Origin of the sequence: Rickettsia monacensis, from assembly GCF_000499665.2 — a bacterium.
Lineage (GTDB): Bacteria > Pseudomonadota > Alphaproteobacteria > Rickettsiales > Rickettsiaceae > Rickettsia > Rickettsia tamurae.
Window position 1 is genome coordinate 437,729 of sequence record NZ_LN794217.1, and the last position, 18,795, is coordinate 456,523.

Consider the following 18,795-nt stretch of genomic DNA (forward strand, 5'->3'; position numbering starts at 1 on the left):
TATGTCTTTAACACAAATATTATTAATTTTGTTTGTAGGAATATTGGTAACAAAACCATATGATATTTTTATAATTATTAAAGAATTTAAAAAAATAAAAGCGTATTTAATTAATATTAAGTCGTCTATTATAAAAAATATAGATGAACCGTTAGAAACAGAGCAGGTAAATTTTTATTTAAAAAAAATTATTAACCTAGAAGGTTATTATCATGGTAATTATGATTTAACGACAATAAAAGAAAAATATTATACGCTAATAATTAACAATGACTTAATAGAAAATGAATCAGCACCTGATATAACAGAGAAACACTAATCCGTGCCTCAATTAATTAAATCTAAGAATTATGCAAAAAGTAGTAAAACTTAACAATATTAAAATAGGAAATGATTTACCGTTTGTTCTAATTGCAGGGCCTTGTCAGATTGAAGGAAAAGATCATGCGTTGTTTATGGCAGAAAAACTTGTTAAATTAACTAGCAAGCTTGAGATTCCGTTTATTTATAAATCTTCTTTTGATAAAGCTAATAGAACTTCCGTAAATGGGATTAGAGGACTTGGTATTGAGAAAGGTTTAGAAATTTTATCAAAAGTAAAATCTGAATTCGATTGCCCTATTGTTACTGATGTTCATTCAGAGAGTCAATGTACCGAAACAGCCGAAGTAGCAGATATTTTACAAATTCCGGCATTTTTATGTAGACAAACCGACTTGCTTCAAGCTGCAGCAAAAACAGGTAAAATAGTAAAAGTAAAAAAAGGACAGTTTCTAGCTCCGTGGGATATGAAAAATGTACAAACAAAACTAGAAGCTTTTGGAGTAAAGGATATATTATTTACAGAGCGAGGAGCGTGTTTTGGCTATAATAACTTGGTATCTGATATGCGTAGTCTTGCAATAATGGCAGAGTTAAATGTACCTGTAGTTTTTGATGCCACACATTCCGTTCAGCAACCGGGAGGGCTAGGAGGTAGTACCGGCGGAGAAAGAAAATATGTAGAGTTACTTGCAAAGGCAGCAACTTCTGTAGGTATCGCTGGTATGTATATGGAAGTACATCAAGACCCCGATAACGCTCCAAGCGATGGTCCATGTATGATTAAGTTGGATAATCTAGAATCCGTTCTTATCAAACTAAAAAAATATGATAAAATTACAAAAGAAAAATAACCTCAAATTTTACCTTTCAAAATATATATAAATATCCCCTATTAATTCAATTTTAAAATAGAAGTGATAATTTTTTACAACTAAGAAATAGAACTTTCTTATCCTCAGAATTCCAACAATTCTAAATCCTTGTTGTAAATTTACTTATTCAAAAAAACTTTTTAAGTAGTGTTAATATTTATTTATTCAACTTACGAAGCAAAAATGTTTTTATTTGGAGTAATATAAATTATTTTAGGTAAATATATATGTTTAATTGGTGGGAAGTCCCAAACAGGAACGAGGTTTAAAAAATATAAATGATTTTTTGACGGAGTATTTTAATAATATTTTGGAACAAAAAAACACTCCAAACTTAACTGTTCTTGAAGAATGTAATATATTAATGAAATTATAATATTAAGGCTATATTAACTCCAAACACAAGCTTCATATCTAAGTATGAATATAAAGCTATTATAGCTTGGCTCTCTAATAACACTCGTTCTATATTTAATGAAACATTAGTAAAACCAAATAGCGGGCTTGCAGAGTTTATCCACGTGGCTGCTTTGGATTTTAGTCTACCCCACAATATATAGCAAATTATTTAAGGAATAATAAGACTATCGAGCGAGTATTTTTGGACAATTGCGGTATAAATGATAAGCAAATAAAAATTTTTGCCGAAATGTTTAGACTTAACAAAACAATAACTAAACTTTCTTTAGTAAGTAATAAAGCAATAACTAATATCGGAATAAAAACTTTATTAGAGATAAAACATAATAATCAACATAAGCTAGCAGAATTAAAAATCTCTCCTAATTTTAATGATAATTCAGAATTTCAGCTCATTCCCGAAGTAGATATTTTAAATGAAAATTCTGTAAATGCATATTTAAAGAAAACAAAAGTTCAAAACATCGAAGATGAAATCGAAAATAAAAATTTGCAACCTCTTACAAATTTTTATGAACTGGGAAGAGCGGTCATAAAGAACGGTAATAAGCTTTTAAAATTGATTGCAGAAAGTCATAATGAAATTACTAAAACAGGAAATAGTATAAATAAACTAATTGCGATGATAGGGATGAACGGAGTAGGTACCACTACTCTTAGTTGTTTTTTAAGCGGACAAAAATTAGAAGAAGATGAAGACCGCTCTTTATATGCGAAAGAACCGGAATATGATGAAAAAATACATCATGAATCAGACAATGGATATAAGCGTGTTAATAATTTCTTTATATCTGATGATGAAGGTGGAATTAATATTATAGAATGTCCAGGGATTCATAATAAACCCATAGATCCTATTCAAACAATTCTTAATTCATATATTTAATGGCAAATATTAGAATTAGCCGAAAAAGTTAAATTTTCAGTCGTAATTAGCGATAATAGTGTAATTTTAGAGACGGTAACGGTCAGTTAACTCTGGAAATTAAAGAACAATTAGAAGATGCTGTATCTTATATAATTTCTGTTGCTGATTATAAAAATGAAAGAGAGAAAAATACTAAGATTAAGGAAGAAAAAAGTAAACTCAGTAAGCTTTTGAAGAGTAAAAACTTAGATTAAGGACAAAAATTTATAATTACAGAGCTAGGAAAATCTGTAAATTTATTTAAAAAACCTAGCGGTGATACTAAATCTTTTTTAGAAACACTTGAGACCAAAGATTTTTTTATTGTTATATCTGCTATTTCGTTATTAATTAGAACGATCGCAAATAATGAAATACAAGTAGAACGGGAAGAATCTTTTCTTATATCGAGGCTATTTCTCAGAGTAAAAATGAAGAAGCAAAAAAACACTAATATTACTATAATAGATGAACAGAAACACACTAACTTGGATGCATTTGCTTCTTCCACCAAAGGTAAAGGAGATGTTCTACTTAATTCCGGTTCCGATGCAAATCCTCTTATAACTGAGGAACAAAAAAATCTTATAAGTATTGCGTTGAAATTAGAGTTACAGGATATTTTGAGTAAAAAAACCTCATATGAGCCATTGATCATCGAACATGTAAAGAAACTGATAAACCTATGTGTAAGACCCTTTTCGGATACACTTAATATTAAGGACTTAAGTCAAGGTAAATGGGCTACAATAAAAGAAGTATATATAAAACCTCAAAAATCAGATGCAAATAAGATAATTTTACAGCAAGTGTTATCTAATCAAGTAAATGAAAATATTTTAACTAAAAATTATTATAAATTTTCTTCAAGTCAATAAGCATAACATAATAAGCCCGTTTATTTCTCTTGATTTACGCCAACCGTTAGATTCAGACACGTTCTCAAAAAATTATTCGTTAATTCAACCTTATTTGCCAAAAAAATATTAAATAAATCACCGGTACAAAAAACCAAAGAAACTTTTTTTCTGCTTTAAAAGAAATAGAAGAGCTTGAAGATACATATATTAAATATTCTAATGATCAGCTAAAAAATCCAAATGATCACCTAAATATGGTTTGTTCATTTTTAGAAACTATAAGAAAATTTTATAAGGCAGAAGATATAAAAGATAAAATTCATTTCCAAGGAATATTATGTAACTAACCCCGATTATGGATAAGGAATAGAGAGGAAGGAAGGTTGCAAGAGTTATTAAACCTTATATAAATAGGGCACTGAAGGAATAAAATAAAGGTTTAATAACATGTGTAAATATACTACAATATTTTGTATAGTAGATAAATTTTGTAAAATTTATGAGAAATGGGTAAAACATCAATTGCTGAAAAGTAATAAGCAAAGATTTAGAGAAGGTAAGCTTTCCTTAAGTGAAGAACTCTCAATAATGATTTTTACCATTTTAGTGCATATAAACATTTAAAAGCTTATTACCAAAACTTTATTATTAATGGTAATTTGTTCAGGAATCCACCTTGTTATGAGAGATTTGTTCAGCTTATTCCTTCATTATTTCTGCCATTGATTGTGATGTTACATTACTTAAGTGGGAAAAGAACGGGAATTTATTATGCAGATTCCACACATTTTGCAGTATGTAAAAATATCAGAATTAATTCTAACAGAACTTTTAATAATCTTGCAAAAATGGGACGTAGTTCTGTCGATTGGTTTTTTGGATTCAAGCTTCATATGATAATCAATGATAAGGGAGAAATTATTGCTGTTAAAATTACCAAAGGTAATGTTGATGACAGAATTGCATTTGAAGCAATGGTTATCAAAAAGGTCTAAAAGGTAAGTGTTATGATGATAAGGGGTTTATTTCAGAAAAAATGTTTACAAAACTTTATAAGCAAGGTTTAATAAAAATTACCGGAATAAGAAAGGATATGAAAAACTATTTATTACCTCTTTTGGATAAAATCCTTTTAAGGAAGAGATTCATTATCGAAACCATTTTTGGCTACATAAAAGAGAATTTTAATATTACTCCTTCCAGACATCGATCACCTATTAATTTCTTTACTTCTCTATTCTCTGCTCTTATTGCTTACCAACTTAAACCTAATAAACCATGTATTTCTTATCCATAATCGTGGTTAAATAATTAAAGATTTTCTTAATTTTGATGCTCCGACATTTTCTTATGATATAAGGCACCAAAATCTATAGGATCAATCATTAAAGGTTGGAATCCTGCATCTTGAGTACAGCTAGCTATAATTTTTCTAGCAAATGGAAATATCATTGCCGGACAATGAACGGATAATAAAATCGGATGTTGTTCAGAATCAATATTAATTAAATTAAATACTCCGGCATATTTTAATTCTATCTGAAATAATTTATATTTCTCATTTCTTGCAATTGCTTCGATATTTAACTCTACTTCATAGAAATTTTCTTCCGATAAATTAGTAATATTTATATCTAGAGATAAATCAATTTGAGGACGTTGATCCAAAGCCGCAAGAGAAGACGGGGCAGAAGGATTCTCAAGAGATAAATCTTTTATATATTGTGCATTAACGGAAATATGCGGCATTGCCTCATTAGTATTGGTGTTTATTGTACTCATAAAAGTCCTTATTAAAAATTTAATATAATTTTTTAGAGCCTGTTCACGATTTTATTTTGATTGATAATCAAACAGGTTTTTAAGCGAAAATTAATAAGGTTTTTGTAGGAATAGTATTCTTATTTCAAAAAATCTTATAATTTGCAGCTAAAAAGATTTTAATTAGCTTTAAAATTAAGATCGCGAACAGGCTCTTACATAAAAAAGTTATGTTAACGGTAAAGTTACGCCTACTTGTTTCATATATTTTCCTTGTCGATCGGCATATGAAGTATCACAAATTTGATCACTTTTTAAAAATAAAAACTGACAAGCTCCTTCATTTGCATATATTTTAGCAGGTAATGGAGTAGTATTAGAAAACTCTAAAGTTACATGTCCTTCCCACTCCGGTTCTAACGGAGTCACATTTACTATTATACCGCATCTTGCATAAGTGGACTTGCCGACACAAATAACTAATACATCACGCGGTATTTTAAAATATTCTATAGTTCTGCCAAGGGCAAAACTATTAGGTGGAATAATACACACATCTACTTCTCTATCAACTAAATTATATTCACTGAAATTTTTTGGATCAACCGTAGTAGAATTTATATTGGTGAATATTTTAAATTCATTAGATACTCTAGCATCATAGCCGTAAGAAGATAAGCCGTAAGAAATAATCTTTTCTTTATTATGAACTCTTACCTGCTTTTCCGTAAAGGGCCTTATCATACTTTGATTTATAACAGCTTCTTTTATCCACTTATCTGACATTATAGCCATAGTCAAAACTTAATTTAATTAATAAACTAATGATTATAACTCATAATTATTTACAATACAAAATTTTTCTTTAAAACTATAAGTCTGAGACTACTTGAATAATGATAATGATAATAATGCAACATTATGTACTTTAAATTAAATTATTACAAAGTTTTTTATTGTCAATTCTGAAAAGAATTATTATATTTTAACATAGTTGATTTATATTTATTAATACTAAAAATTTATTTAGTATTAATAATTGTATAGTAAATTTTTATTATTTAAGTTTATAGGGACTTTATTAAAATGAAAAAATTATTATTAGCTGCAAGTATTATTTGCCTTGCATCGGCTGGTCTTGCCGAAGAAAATCCAACACCTGTTATTTCTAATTCTGATACTGAAATAAAATTAGAAGGATTCTATTTATTTGAAAGCGGTTATATTAAACAGGATCATTTAATTTTATTTGATAAAAATGTAACTGATAACAGGAAAAAGTTAGGGTTTTACACGGAAGCAGCGTTTGCAGCAACTATTGCTAAAACTATCAATGATGTAATAGTAGGTGCTAAAATAGTGCTTCAGCCTACTACAAGAGCAAAAACCTCTGCAAGTTATAACGGATCACATATCTTTATTGAAACTAGTTACGGTAAAGTAGAATTAGGCTCTCCTGTCGATGCAAGTGCTAAGTTGCGTGTTACCGGCTCTCAAGTAACCGCAGGTACCGGAGGATGTTATAGATATGCTCTACTTGATGGTCAGTATATGAGATATAACGGTTTAAAACCGGATTTTGATACTAGTGCTAGCTTTTATCTTGAATCATACTCGAACTCTTTTGATCAAATCAATGAAAAAACTGAAAAAGCTAGAAGACTCAACTTTTTCACGCCTAAAATGAAAGGCTTCCAAGCTGGTATCTCTTATACTCCGGACACTGCTAATACAGGCGGTAATAAAGATATAAATAATTTAACACTTGAAAGTTCAGGAAGAAACGGGATTAGTGTTTCTAAAACCGGAATAAAAACGGTTACCTTAGGAAACGGCGAAACTATGACTATAAATCAGAATATTCGAGATGCTTTTTCTGCCGGCTTAACTTATGAACATGAAATTAGTGAAGATGCAAACTTAAAATTATCCGTTACCGGAGAATACGGTAAACCTGCTCGTCGTCTTATTCATGCTAAAAGAGAAGGAACTACAATCCAAGTGCTTAATACTTATAAGCTTTCTAATTTAAAAGCATATAATCTTGGAACTGTATTTACTTACGGTAATTTCTCTTTTGGGGCTTCTTACGGTAATTTAGGTAAAAGCTTAACCGCTAAGGAATATTATAAAATCGGTCGTGATACCTATTATTACAATGGAGCAGTTGCTTATGGACAAGGACCTATAAAAACAAGTCTTGAATATCTTAAAACTTCAAGATATAAAAACACCGTTGATGCTGTAAGCCTCGCTACTGAATATAAGATTATGCCTGGTTTATTACCATATGCTGAAATTTCTCATTTCCAAGCTAAAGGTAAACCTGTATATTACCCTGAAGCACCTAGTAAAACAACACGAGGTACTGTTGGTCTTATAGGTACAAAACTTAAGTTTTAATTATTTAACCCTGATTATGGATAAGAAATACATGGTTTATTAGGTTTAAGTTGGTAAGCAATAAGAGCAGAGAATAGAGAAGTAAAGAAATTAATAGGTGATCGATGTCTGGAAGGAGTAATATTAAAATTCTCTTTTATGTAGCCAAAAATGGTTTCGATAATGAATCTCTTCCTTAAAAGGATTTTATCCAAAAGAGGTAATAAATAGTTTTTCATATCCTTTCTTATTCCGGTAATTTTTATTAAACCTTGCTTATAAAGTTTTGTAAACATTTTTTCTGAAATAAACCCCTTATCATCATAACACTTACCTTTTAGACCTTTTTGATAACCATTGCTTCAAATGCAATTCTGTCATCAACATTACCTTTGGTAATTTTAACAGCAATAATTTCTCCCTTATCATTGATTATCATATGAAGCTTGAATCCAAAAAACCAATCGACAGAACTACGTCCCATTTTTGCAAGATTATTAAAAGTTCTGTTAGAATTAATTCTGATATTTTTACATACTGCAAAATGTGTGGAATCTGCATAATAAATTCCCGTTCTTTTCCCACTTAAGTAATGTAACATCACAATCAATGGCAGAAATAATGAAGGAATAAGCTGAACAAATCTCTCATAACAAGGTGGATTCCTGAACAAATTACCATTAATAATAAAGTTTTGGTAATAAGCTTTTAAATGTTTATATGCACTAAAATGGTAAAAATCATTATTGAGAGTTCTTCACTTAAGGAAAGCTTACCTTCTCTAAATCTTTGCTTATTACTTTTCAGCAATTGATGTTTTACCCATTTCTCATAAATTTTACAAAATTTATCTACTATACAAAATATTGTAGTATATTTACACATGTTATTAAACCTTTATTTTGCTCCTTCAGTGCCCTATTTATATAAGGTTTAATAACTCTTGCAACCTTCCTTCCTCTCTATTCCTTATCCATAATCGGGGTTATGTTAGTAATTTTTAAAGATAAAACCATTAGAGGAGTTTTGCATAATAACGAATGGTGGTTTTCAGTAGTTGATGTAGTAGGAGCATTGATTGATAGTGCCGATTCTAGTGCTTATTGGCGTAAACTTAAGCAAAGATTAAATCAGGAAGAAAGTGAAGTCGTGACAAATTGTCACGGTTTGAAATTGAAAGTTCCTGACGGCAAAATGAGATTAACAGATTGTGCAAATACAGAGTCATTACTTCGTATTATACAATCTATTCCGTCTCCAAAAGCAGAACCGTTTAACAATGGCTTGCTAAAGTCGGTTATGAGAGGATTCAAGAAATTTCTGATCCGGAAAAGTCAATTGATAGAGCAAGGGATAATTGCAAACGGCACGGTCGTAGCGAGAAATGGATTCAACAACGTATGATGGGGCAGGAAACACGAAATAAATTAACTGATTACTGGAAAAATCATGAAGTAACAAAAGAGAATGAATTTGCTATATTAACTAATATTATTCATCAAGAATAGGCTGGTATAACTGTTAAAGAACACAAAAATATAAAGGGCTTAACAAATCAAAATTTACGTGATCACATGAACTAAGCAGAATTAATTTTTACTGCTCTTGCTGAATTATCTACTCGTCAGGTAGCGGAAACTAATAATGCAACAGGCATGGAAGAAAATAATGTTGCAGGTAAAATAGGAGGTAAAAACGCTAAAACGGCCTTGGAAAATAAAACCGATAAAAAAGTAATCTCAACTAAGAAATATTTTATTTTTTTAAGGATATAGCGAATATCGCTAATGCCAACCCATTTACGATATGAGATATGTTATTTAAAAATTAAAAGATGAAATAGAAATGTCACCTAATTCAATGCATTCACTATATAGACCGTGAAGCCAAGGATTGCATTGGTTTTGTGAAAAATACTCTCACTTTTGACAGAGGTTTCGACACACCGAAATAGCAAAACGCTATTTCGGTTATGATTCTATATAGAACTTCCACAAAGTCAATTAAACTTTACTTCAGGTGGCAATGACATTAATATTGCTTCGACATTTCCATCGGTCATTAAGCCGAATTTAGTACCGCGGTCATATAGCAAATTAAATTCTACATATCTACCTCGCCTTATAAGTTGGTATTCTTTCTGCTCAGTTGTCCAAGGTAAAAATAACTTACTTCTAACGATTTCGGGATATACCGACAACAAAGCCTTACCTACATCCTGTGTAAAGGCAAAATCCTGTTCAAAATTACCGCTATTTAAGTAATCATAGAATATTCCGCCTACTCCTCTCGGCTCTTTTCGATTCTTTAGATAAAAATATTCGTCACATTGCTTTTTGAATTTAGGATAATAGCTAGAATCATACTTATCGCACGCTTCTTTAAAAGCTGCATGAAACTTTGCAGTTTCGTTTTCTTCCGGATAAAAAGGTGTTAAATCGCCACCGCCGCCAAACCAACTTTTAGAAGTTTCTATATAACGAGTATTGAAATGCATAGCAGGGATTAACGGCGATTTAAGATGTGCGACTAATGAAATGCCTGTTGCAAAGAATTTCCCGTCTAGCTCTGCTCCTGGAATTTCGCTACGGAATTCGGGAGAAAATTCACCGAATACGGTAGATATATTAACCCCGACTTTTTCAAATACTTCTCCTTTCATAAGAGACATAACACCGCCACCGCCGCCGTTACGTTGCCAGCTTGTGCGTACAAACTTAGCCGGTTTTAAACCTTTTGTCTGTGCATATTCTTCTTCGATTTTTTCAAATTCTTTGCACAATAAATCACGTAAATCAGTAAACCAACTACTTGTTATTTCTCTATAGTAAACTGATCCCCACTTTGTGCTTCGTTGTTCGTCGGCTCGCCTATTAGTATATAGGCTTCGCTCCTCACGCCTGTCACAAAATGGAGCTGAGTTTACTATATTTTCCATATTCATATTTAATTAATAATTCGTTTAATTACTTTTCTCATCCTATACATAATCACTAAAAATACAGCAGCAATGATCATGATATAAAAAGCCGGAGCATAAAATAAGCCTGTATGCTCTACAAGCCAACGAGAAATAATAGGTGAAGTTCCACCGAATATCGCTATTGCAAAATTGTAGCTGAAAGCCACACCGGTAAATCTTTGTTCTGCCGTAAACAAGGATATAACTAATATATAAGCCGTACCTGCTATACTTCCTGCGAGCATACCAAGCATTGTAAGAGCTATAATTTGTTGCCACATCTCTTCTGCTGACATAAGTAACATGGTCGGTAAAATCAATATCAAGATAGCAACACCAACAAGCATTGCCATTTTAAATTTTCCGATAATATCGGCAGTACCGCCGGCAAGCGGCATCGCTATCATCGCAATAAACGAACTGTACGCTAAATATGATAAAGCAATAGTATTACTAAGATGCATTACATTATAATAGAAAACATTTATATATGTTTTTACTAAATACATAACGCTGCTAGCGATAGTACCTATACACATAGTTAAAAACATCGATCTCCAAGCAGTTCTAATTACATTGGAAAAAGGTGCTTTAAGAACTTGTTTCTTTTTCTCAAGCATTTTAAAAATCGGTGTTTCCGATACACGCAACCGCAAGTAAAATCCGGCAAGACCCATAAATCCGCCAAGCAGAAAAGCAAAACGCCAAGCAAAATCTATATGAGAGAAATAACGTTCGATTATAATACCGATAAATGTTGCGATTAACGTACCGGCAATATTTGAACCATGTACTAAACCTGCTGTAAAACCCGGTCTTAAATTTTGACGATGTTCAAGGATAAAAATAGCCGCTCCCGTTCCTTCACCGCTAATACATAAACCTTGAATAAGCCGCATTATAACTAGAGTTATAGGGGCATAAATCCCAATACTTGCATATGAGGGTATGAGACCCATAACAAAGGTCGGAATAGTCATACCTAGCATCGAGATTATTAAAGCGATACGTCTACCGTATCTATCACCGATATAACCAAATAATATGCCCCCTATAGGTCTTGTCAAAAAGCCAACCGCAAATACTCCAAGGCTTAGAAGAATTCTAATGAATTCTGATTCGTCTGGAAAAAAAACTTGTCCAATAATCAGCGAAAAAACTGAATATACCGTAAAATCATAATATTCGAGTATATTACCTGAAATAGCAGATAAAAAAATGAACTTAGACCTATTCATCGAGCTTTAAATAACTTAATTACTAATTAGTTATTATAGACAAGTTACATCATTTATAAAGTGTTAAATATGATTTATATGAGTGATCTTTAAACTAATTGAGATAAGAAAGTCTTAGCAGGAACAATTACAGGATAATTATAACTGAAGCAATCAATCTCTTTATATTCCATATTAAATACTACTTGAAAGGCAAAAGGGCAATTTAAAAGTTCTTGAAAATATTTTAAATTTGAGTTTAATTCTTGATTTGAAGAAGTTTTAGCTTCAACTAACATCCATGGTTTGTTATTTTTTGTTACTAAAAAATCTACTTCTTTCTTTTGTTTATCTCTAATAAAATATAATTTATATTCACCAAATCCTAAATCACTCCAAAAATGACAGAATTTGAATAAATGATTTGCAATAAAATTTTCATATCTTGCTCCCATATCTTCTATGAGCGACCAGTCCCATAGATATATTTTCGGCTCTTTTATTAAACTTCTAGGAATATTATTTGACCATGGATAAATACGATAACTATAAAAAAACGACTCAAATGACTCAAGCCATCTTGTAATGGTTGGAATTGATACTTTAATTTTATTTGCAATAGAGCTATAAGATGCTTGTCTTCCTATAGAGGAAGTCAAAAAGCTTCCTAAGACTTCCATTTGAGATAACTCTTGGATTTGTGTTAACTCTCTAATATCTTCTTTAAAAAGCTGAGTATTTTTAGTTTTTTTCCATCTATGCCAAAATGTGGAAGAATTCTTAAGATAAGGATCAGGAAAACCACCAAATTTAAATAAGGATTCAAATTGTTCTTCAGATATTTTTTTTGGTAGATTTATTTCTTTGGTTAGACTACTAAAATTTTCTATTACTTCAGCAAGTGTCAAAGGGTGCATACGATATGGGAAATATCTTCCCATCATACTATCACCGCCTTTTTTATATACTCCAAGCTTTGAGCTGCCGGTAACTATAATGTGAGCTTGTTCTCCAACATCATAAAATCCTTTTAAAAAAGTTTGCCAGTTTGAGAATTTATGTAACTCATCAAAAATCACAATAGGATTATTTTGATCCGGAATATGTAGACCTATAAAATCTGCTATTGCTGTTGTTCCTTTTAAAATTAGCAAACGTGCTTTTTCTTCATCCCAATTTAAGTAGTAGTTTTTATCTATTACTTTTTTAGCTAAAGTAGTTTTACCGACTTGACGGGCTCCTTCTATAAAAATCATTTGCCTATTTTCTTGCAAGTGATTTTTAAATCCTTTTCATATATTTATTATGACTATTATAACGTACATATTAATTTGGTCATAACTATTATAATATACACGTTATAATGGTCAAGTACTTATAACCTAGTTATCTATCTAGTGGGAACTACCGGAATTCCTACTTTTGTAAGTTTAGCACCTTTTGGCTTTTTAATTCCTGCAAATTTCTGTTCTTCTTGTTGTTTTCGTAGTTTTTCTCCTATTTTTGCAGCGTCTCTGCTACCTTTAAGAGCACTTTTTACGGGCTTTGTGTTAAGATTCGTAACACCTTTTGAAGTCTTAATATATTCATCAAAATATTTTATGTCTGTAGAAGTGTTTAAATGATAAACTCCACTACTTGTTTTGTATAAACTGATTTTGATTTTGTAAAGCTTTACCTTCTAAATCTAAGAATTTTCCATTTTTTTGAAGAATAGTTTCATCAAGCTTAATATTCTCATCTAATACTACTTTTCCAAAATCACCTACTTCTCCAACTTTTGTACCACTAAGATCATATGCGTAAAGTTTTTCTTCATGGAAATCTAAGTTGTTTAAAAAGTTCTCTATGGAATTCTTATTATTAGTAAAATTGCCTAATTCATAGGTGCCTATAATTTTCTCTTCTTTGCTTACTACTTTTTCCGTATATTTTTCTTCTTTAATAACTTTTTTGGTATTTTTAATAATTCCAAGATAGGCTAGAGCTTTTTTAAACTTACCCAAATTACGCTTTACCTCAACTTCTCCTATAACTAATTGCCCATCTATGGGTCTGCCCAGTTCATCTTTAAAATGAATTAATTTGGCATTTTTTACTCTATTTAATTCAGTTTCTTCAGTTTGAAAATGTAGATGTTTTTTTTTCTGGCATAAATTCCTCCTTGAATAAAATTTTTGGTTTATTTCAAGTGTAAAGGAGTAAATTAAATTTTTGCAAGAAGTTTTTATTGTTAGTTATTTCTCAATAACTAACAAATATTAAGAATTAAAAACTACTGTGCCGTCCAGCCGCCATCTATCAAGAGTCCACTACCTGTTATTGATGATGCTTTTTCGTCACATAAGAATATTACTAAGTTTGCTATTTCATCAGCTTCTACAAATTTTTTCGTAGCTTGAGATTTAAGGATTACATCCCTTAACGCTGATTCTTCACTGATATGTCTAGCTTTAGCAGTATCTGCTATTTGATTCCTTACTAATGGTGTGTTGACGTAACCGGGACAGATAGCATTAACTGTAATATTATTCTCAGCTACTTCTAAAGCAACGGTTTTGGTAAGCCCAAGGATACTGTACTTTGCTGCTACATATGCCGACTTAAAAGGTGATGCGACATATGCATGAGCGGAAGCGATGTTAACAATTCGCCCGAAGCCGTTTTTTTCATAATCGGTATTGCATATTTTATAGTATAGAGGCTATTAAATCTATACACAAAATTTGCTCCCATTTATCTTCAGGAAGTTCATCGATAGGAGCAACATGCTGAATACCTGCATTATTTACTAATATGTCTATTTTACCGAATTCTTTTATTATTCTCTCAAACATAGAACGAATTTCATCAGGTTCTGCCAAATTTATTCCTTGATAAAATAAACTACTTGCACCAAGTTCTTTCAATTCTGCTGAAATTTTGGCTATTTCATCTTCTTTTGCAAAACCGTTAATAACTATTTTAGACTCAAGTTTTGCAAAATGTTTTGCTATCTCAAACCCAATACCGCTAGTAGAACCGGTAATAACTGCTACTTTGTCTTTCATTTTTACCTCCTTATAAATATACCAGTGTTGTTGTATAGATCGAAAAACGCATTCGGTGTCATACCGTGGCTTGACCACGGTATGACAGAGATGGATTCCATAAGTTAATCAAGTAATATTTGTCTTTTATTTAAAAGTAACTTATATTAGATTTCACTTAAAGAAATAATGTATAAATCTATGGAAATTGTTAATAGCGTTGATGCATCTGTATCTTGCCAGGGCAAAGAACCTCCATATGACCATCCAAAAGTTTATTTAGAGATAGATAAAGAAAAAAAGGAAGTTATCTGCCCATATTGTAGTAAGAAATTTAAATTAGTAACAAAATGACTATCAAGTTTCTTTCGGAAAGTACTATTAACCGAATTGCTGCCGGTGAGGTTATAGAAAGACCCGCATCGGTAGTAAAGGAATTAGTTGAAAATGCTGTTGATGCAGGTAGTACTAAAATAGATATTATCTTAGAACGTGCCGGTAAAAATCTAATCATTATTTCCGATGACGGTATCGGTATGACTGATAAGGAGTTAGAAATTGCCGTTGAACGTCATACAACTTCTAAGCTTGATGAAAGTGATTTTCTAAATATTCATACTTTCGGTTTTAGGGGCGAAGCACTGCCGTCTATTGCTGCCATTAGCAAAATGCTAATTACTTCCAAGAAACAAGGGGCTGACAAAGCATTTCAGATTAAATTAATCGGTGGCAATGAAAAACAAGTTACTATTTCTGTTCATAATGAAGGTACTAAAATAGAGATACGTGATTTATTTTTCGCAACACCTGCACGTTTAAAATTTCTTAGAGCTGATAAAACAGAGCTTGCAGCAACTGTAGATGTGGTTAAGAAAATCACTCTAGCACATCCTGAAATTTCTTTTAGTTTAACACATGACGGCAAGAATTTATTAAAACTAAAGGGACAAAATAAAGATGCAGAAACTAACCTAAAACAGCGTATAATTGATGTTATAGGCGATGATTTTATAAAAAATGCCGCTTATATAGATTTCAAAACACCTGATTTCTCTATTTGCGGCTATACTAGTATCCCGACATATAATAGAGCTTCAAGTGAAGATCAGTTTTTATTTATTAATAATAGACCGGTAAAAGATAAATTATTACAGGTAGCTTTAAGGGTAGCATATCAAGATTATTTAGCTCGTGATCGTTATCCGCTATGTGCTATATTCTTACAAGTTGATCCGCAACTTGTTGACGTTAACGTACATCCGGCAAAAGTAGAGGTAAGATTTCATGACCCGAATTATGTGCGAAACTTATTAATAGAAGCAATTAAAAATGCTTTAACAAATAAAAGCCATGTTACTTCTACTACTATTGCAACTGATACTCTTGAACTATTTAAAAATCCTTTAGTCAACAAACAACCACAGATAAGCAAAGCTATAAATGTTAATAGTAAATCGGCAGATTATAGACCTACTAATCATTCTACACTTAATAAAGTTCCTCAAAATCATGTTTGTCAAAAATTAATCGATACATTACCACATGCTAAAATAGAACAAGAAATAGAAAACCGTATAGAACATGAACAGCAAACCCGTAAACAATATAAACTTGGGGCAGCTAAAACACAACTTCATACGACTTATATTATTTCACAAACCGAAGATAGTATAGTGATTACCGACCAGCATGCAGCACATGAACGTTTAGGGTATGAAAAAATAAAAGATTACCTTAAAACGGAAGAGTTAATCAAACAGCGTTTGCTTATCCCTGAGATAGTAGAACTGCCAAATGAAAAAAAAGCAGATTGTTTATATGAACATAGAGAAAAACTATATAAACTCGGTTTAACTCTAGAAAAATTCGGCGAAAAATCTATTATAGTAACTGAAATTCCAAATATCCTTGGAGACGTAAACGTACAAAAGTTAATTCAGGATCTCGCTGATCATTTATCGGATTTTGGTGAGAATATAGCTTTGACGGAGTTAATAGAGCATGTGACGGAAACTTATGCCTGTCATTACTCTATTAGAGCAGGACGAAAATTATCAGCGGACGAGATGAATGCTTTACTGCGTCAAATGGAAAATACGCCGTTTTCAGGTCAATGTAATCACGGTAGACCTACGTATATTGAGTTGAAGCTTAAGGATATCGAACGCTTATTTGGACGGTAACTCGTTTAAGCATTTGGTGTCATACCGTGGCTTGACCACGGTATCTAGAAAAACAATAATAAATACTAAAATTATTTAGTATTTATTATTGGATCCCGCGATCAAGTCGCGGGATGCCATAAGTAAAATCGATCCATATAATTAAGTATGTAGAGTATTTTACTTGACTATTTTTCAATTTCGTTTTATTCTGCTTTTCTTAGAATAATAAAATAATATCTTGATTTAAGGTGTCAGCTAATGGCAAAGAAAAATAAAAATGTTTTGGTAAGGCTAGTAAGTACTGCCGGCACAGGTGTTTTTTGGGTAAAAAAACGTAATCCGAAGACCCAAACCGAGAAACTTTCTTTTCGTAAGTATGATAAAGTAGTTAGAAAACATGTTCTTTTTAAAGAAGAAAAAATAAAATAATTGTAAGTAATATATGGCAGTAAAAATTCGTTTAGCTAGAGGCGGTGCTAAAAAGCGTCCTTTTTACCGTGTAGTAGTAGCTAATGCAACAGCACCTCGTGACGGTGACTTTTTAGAAAAAGTCGGAACTTATAATCCAATGCTTGCTTCAGATAATAGTGAGCGTGTGGTTTTAAAAAAAGATCGTATAGAATATTGGCTTGGCACCGGTGCTAAACCAACTGAGCGAGTCGCAAAATTTATTGAACAAGCGGGTGTTACTCTTCCTGAGAAAGTTAAAAAGGAAATGGAAGTTAAAGCAAAAAACCGCAAAGCTAGACCAAGTAAAAAGGAATCTAACGAAGCTTAGTTTATAGTGTGTTTTCGTCATTGCGAGCAGGCATGACTGTGTGGATCAATTTCACACCTGTGTCATCCCGCGGCTTGATCACGGGATCTAGTAAATTTGACTATTACAAGCTATTTTTCTAGATACCGTGGTCCAGACCATATCTTTTCTCTATAATCATATTAATATGCCGGATTAGCTCAGTGGTAGAGCAACCGCCTTGTAAGCGGTAGGTCATCAGTTCAAATCCGATATCCGGCACCATCAAAATTTTTCTTGTTATACTTGACGCTATCTTTGTATAGATACCAAATCATCATTGCGAGCAAGCTTTTACAAGAATGACATAGAAAAAAACATACAATAGTGACATCCTTTAAAATTTTTATCTATGATAGTAATCGATAAAACATCTTATAGAGCTGTGGGATTTGATAAACGTATTAAATTCCTAGTGCTACATTATACACAGTGTGATTTTAAGCAATCTTTAGATTTTTTAACTGGTGAAAGGTTAAGTAGCCATTATTTAATAAACAATGAAAACCCTGAATATATATTTCAATTAGTAGAAGAGCATGATAGAGCATGGCATGCCGGAGTAAGTTACTGGCAAGGTCATGAGCGTATTAATGATACATCAATCGGTATTGAAATCGTAAATCCTGCTTTTGAAGTAAATGCAAAAAACAATAATATAACCTGGCTGCCTTATTCAAAGCAACAAATTAATAGTGTTATAAGTTTGTGTAAACAGATTATTGCTAGATATGATATTAAACCTACTAGAGTAGTTGGGCATTCTGATATTGCTTCAGGTAGAAAACAGGACCCAGGTCCACTATTTCCTTGGAAACTATTATATGATAACGATATTGGAGCTTGGTATGATGAACAGGTGTTTAACGATCTATTGTCACAAGTTGATATAACCGATATTAAAGCAATTCAGCAAAAATTTATTACATACGGTTATAAACTTGAAGCTACCAGAATTTTAGATTCTAAAATGAAAGATGTTATAATTTCGTTTCAAATGCATTTTCGTCCTAGTAACTTTTCCGGTGATTTAGATGTTGAAACAATAGCAATTTTAGATGCATTAATATTGAAATATAAATCCGAGTTAGGCAATTAAT

At 31.6% G+C, this 18,795-nt stretch carries 24 protein-coding genes and 1 tRNA gene; 15 read left to right on the forward strand and 10 right to left on the reverse strand.

Annotated features, from left to right (window positions below; genetic code table 11):
• Position 1: 1 nt before the first annotated feature.
• From RMONA_RS02180 to RMONA_RS07920, 6 genes are all read left to right on the forward strand, one after another.
• Positions 2-319: a DUF2672 domain-containing protein gene (locus RMONA_RS02180; protein ID WP_023507449.1), complete on the forward strand. Its 318-nt coding sequence runs from the start codon at positions 2-4 to the stop codon at positions 317-319.
• 31 nt (positions 320-350) lie between these two features.
• Complete coding sequence (gene kdsA, locus RMONA_RS02185) at positions 351-1,175, forward strand: 3-deoxy-8-phosphooctulonate synthase (protein WP_023507450.1); 825 nt, start codon at positions 351-353, stop codon at positions 1,173-1,175.
• 670 nt (positions 1,176-1,845) lie between these two features.
• Entirely contained in the window at positions 1,846-2,502 is a 657-nt protein-coding gene (locus RMONA_RS02195) for a hypothetical protein (protein ID WP_157699814.1), read from the forward strand.
• Positions 2,503-2,954: 452 nt separating this feature from the next.
• Complete coding sequence (locus RMONA_RS10135) at positions 2,955-3,401, forward strand: hypothetical protein (RefSeq protein WP_023507452.1); 447 nt, start codon at positions 2,955-2,957, stop codon at positions 3,399-3,401.
• A gap of 713 nt (positions 3,402-4,114) precedes the next feature.
• Positions 4,115-4,378 carry a transposase gene (locus RMONA_RS07915; protein ID WP_023507103.1) on the forward strand — a complete coding sequence of 88 codons (264 nt, stop codon included), beginning with the start codon at positions 4,115-4,117 and terminating at the stop codon, positions 4,376-4,378.
• A 41-nt stretch (positions 4,379-4,419) separates the two neighbouring features.
• Positions 4,420-4,680 carry a transposase gene (locus RMONA_RS07920; protein ID WP_023507102.1) on the forward strand — a complete coding sequence of 87 codons (261 nt, stop codon included), beginning with the start codon at positions 4,420-4,422 and terminating at the stop codon, positions 4,678-4,680.
• A gap of 26 nt (positions 4,681-4,706) precedes the next feature.
• Here RMONA_RS07920 and secB read toward each other — a convergent pair whose 3' ends face one another.
• Complete coding sequence (gene secB, locus RMONA_RS02215) at positions 4,707-5,165, reverse strand: protein-export chaperone SecB (protein ID WP_023507453.1); 459 nt, start codon at positions 5,163-5,165, stop codon at positions 4,707-4,709.
• A gap of 207 nt (positions 5,166-5,372) precedes the next feature.
• Positions 5,373-5,939 (reverse strand): dCTP deaminase, encoded by a 567-nt coding sequence (gene dcd, locus RMONA_RS02220; protein ID WP_008579544.1) that lies wholly within the window; start codon positions 5,937-5,939, stop codon positions 5,373-5,375.
• Positions 5,940-6,230: 291 nt separating this feature from the next.
• Here dcd and RMONA_RS02225 point away from each other — a divergent pair, with 291 nt between their 5' ends.
• Entirely contained in the window at positions 6,231-7,547 is a 1,317-nt protein-coding gene (locus tag RMONA_RS02225) for a porin (protein WP_023507454.1), read from the forward strand.
• Positions 7,548-7,561: 14 nt separating this feature from the next.
• On the opposite strand, the gene RMONA_RS10835 is transcribed toward RMONA_RS02225, so the two are convergent.
• Positions 7,562-7,822 carry a transposase gene (locus RMONA_RS10835; RefSeq protein ID WP_023507102.1) on the reverse strand — a complete coding sequence of 87 codons (261 nt, stop codon included), beginning with the start codon at positions 7,820-7,822 and terminating at the stop codon, positions 7,562-7,564.
• 41 nt (positions 7,823-7,863) lie between these two features.
• Positions 7,864-8,127 (reverse strand): transposase, encoded by a 264-nt coding sequence (locus RMONA_RS10840; RefSeq protein WP_023507103.1) that lies wholly within the window; start codon positions 8,125-8,127, stop codon positions 7,864-7,866.
• A 386-nt stretch (positions 8,128-8,513) separates the two neighbouring features.
• On the opposite strand from RMONA_RS10840, the gene RMONA_RS02240 reads away from it, so the two are divergent.
• Entirely contained in the window at positions 8,514-8,930 is a 417-nt protein-coding gene (locus tag RMONA_RS02240) for a BRO-N domain-containing protein (protein ID WP_023507455.1), read from the forward strand.
• Between the two features lie 251 nt (positions 8,931-9,181).
• On the forward strand, positions 9,182-9,301 hold the full coding sequence (locus tag RMONA_RS09770) for a phage antirepressor protein (RefSeq protein WP_197539764.1): 120 nt from the start codon (positions 9,182-9,184) through the stop codon (positions 9,299-9,301).
• Between the two features lie 224 nt (positions 9,302-9,525).
• Here RMONA_RS09770 and hemF read toward each other — a convergent pair whose 3' ends face one another.
• From hemF to RMONA_RS10850, 6 genes are all read right to left on the reverse strand, one after another.
• Positions 9,526-10,470 (reverse strand): oxygen-dependent coproporphyrinogen oxidase, encoded by a 945-nt coding sequence (gene hemF / locus RMONA_RS02245; protein WP_023507457.1) that lies wholly within the window; start codon positions 10,468-10,470, stop codon positions 9,526-9,528.
• A 2-nt stretch (positions 10,471-10,472) separates the two neighbouring features.
• Positions 10,473-11,726 (reverse strand): MFS transporter, encoded by a 1,254-nt coding sequence (locus tag RMONA_RS02250; RefSeq protein ID WP_023507458.1) that lies wholly within the window; start codon positions 11,724-11,726, stop codon positions 10,473-10,475.
• A gap of 89 nt (positions 11,727-11,815) precedes the next feature.
• Entirely contained in the window at positions 11,816-12,979 is a 1,164-nt protein-coding gene (locus tag RMONA_RS02255) for an ATP-binding protein (protein WP_023507459.1), read from the reverse strand.
• Between the two features lie 360 nt (positions 12,980-13,339).
• Positions 13,340-13,711: a hypothetical protein gene (locus tag RMONA_RS10145; protein WP_023507461.1), complete on the reverse strand. Its 372-nt coding sequence runs from the start codon at positions 13,709-13,711 to the stop codon at positions 13,340-13,342.
• Between the two features lie 269 nt (positions 13,712-13,980).
• A complete protein-coding gene (locus tag RMONA_RS10845) occupies positions 13,981-14,394 on the reverse strand; it encodes an SDR family oxidoreductase (protein ID WP_096001060.1) in 414 nt (137 codons plus the stop codon).
• Position 14,395: 1 nt separating this feature from the next.
• Complete coding sequence (locus tag RMONA_RS10850; protein WP_023507462.1) at positions 14,396-14,755, reverse strand: SDR family NAD(P)-dependent oxidoreductase; 360 nt, start codon at positions 14,753-14,755, stop codon at positions 14,396-14,398.
• Between the two features lie 168 nt (positions 14,756-14,923).
• On the opposite strand from RMONA_RS10850, the gene RMONA_RS07930 reads away from it, so the two are divergent.
• The 6 genes from RMONA_RS07930 (at position 14,924) to RMONA_RS02290 (ending at position 18,794) form a co-directional block, all read left to right on the forward strand.
• Complete coding sequence (locus tag RMONA_RS07930; protein ID WP_008579257.1) at positions 14,924-15,088, forward strand: zinc-finger domain-containing protein; 165 nt, start codon at positions 14,924-14,926, stop codon at positions 15,086-15,088.
• Positions 15,085-16,917: a DNA mismatch repair endonuclease MutL gene (mutL, locus tag RMONA_RS02270; protein WP_023507463.1), complete on the forward strand. Its 1,833-nt coding sequence runs from the start codon at positions 15,085-15,087 to the stop codon at positions 16,915-16,917. The genes RMONA_RS07930 and mutL overlap by 4 nt, the downstream gene beginning before the upstream one ends.
• A 240-nt stretch (positions 16,918-17,157) precedes the next feature.
• Complete coding sequence (gene rpmG, locus RMONA_RS02275) at positions 17,158-17,328, forward strand: 50S ribosomal protein L33 (RefSeq protein WP_004997072.1); 171 nt, start codon at positions 17,158-17,160, stop codon at positions 17,326-17,328.
• Positions 17,329-17,341: 13 nt separating this feature from the next.
• A complete protein-coding gene (gene rpsP / locus RMONA_RS02280) occupies positions 17,342-17,677 on the forward strand; it encodes a 30S ribosomal protein S16 (RefSeq protein ID WP_023507464.1) in 336 nt (111 codons plus the stop codon).
• Between the two features lie 168 nt (positions 17,678-17,845).
• Positions 17,846-17,920 (forward strand) — tRNA-Thr (locus RMONA_RS02285).
• Between the two features lie 127 nt (positions 17,921-18,047).
• A complete protein-coding gene (locus RMONA_RS02290; protein WP_023507465.1) occupies positions 18,048-18,794 on the forward strand; it encodes an N-acetylmuramoyl-L-alanine amidase in 747 nt (248 codons plus the stop codon).
• Position 18,795 lies beyond the last annotated feature (1 nt).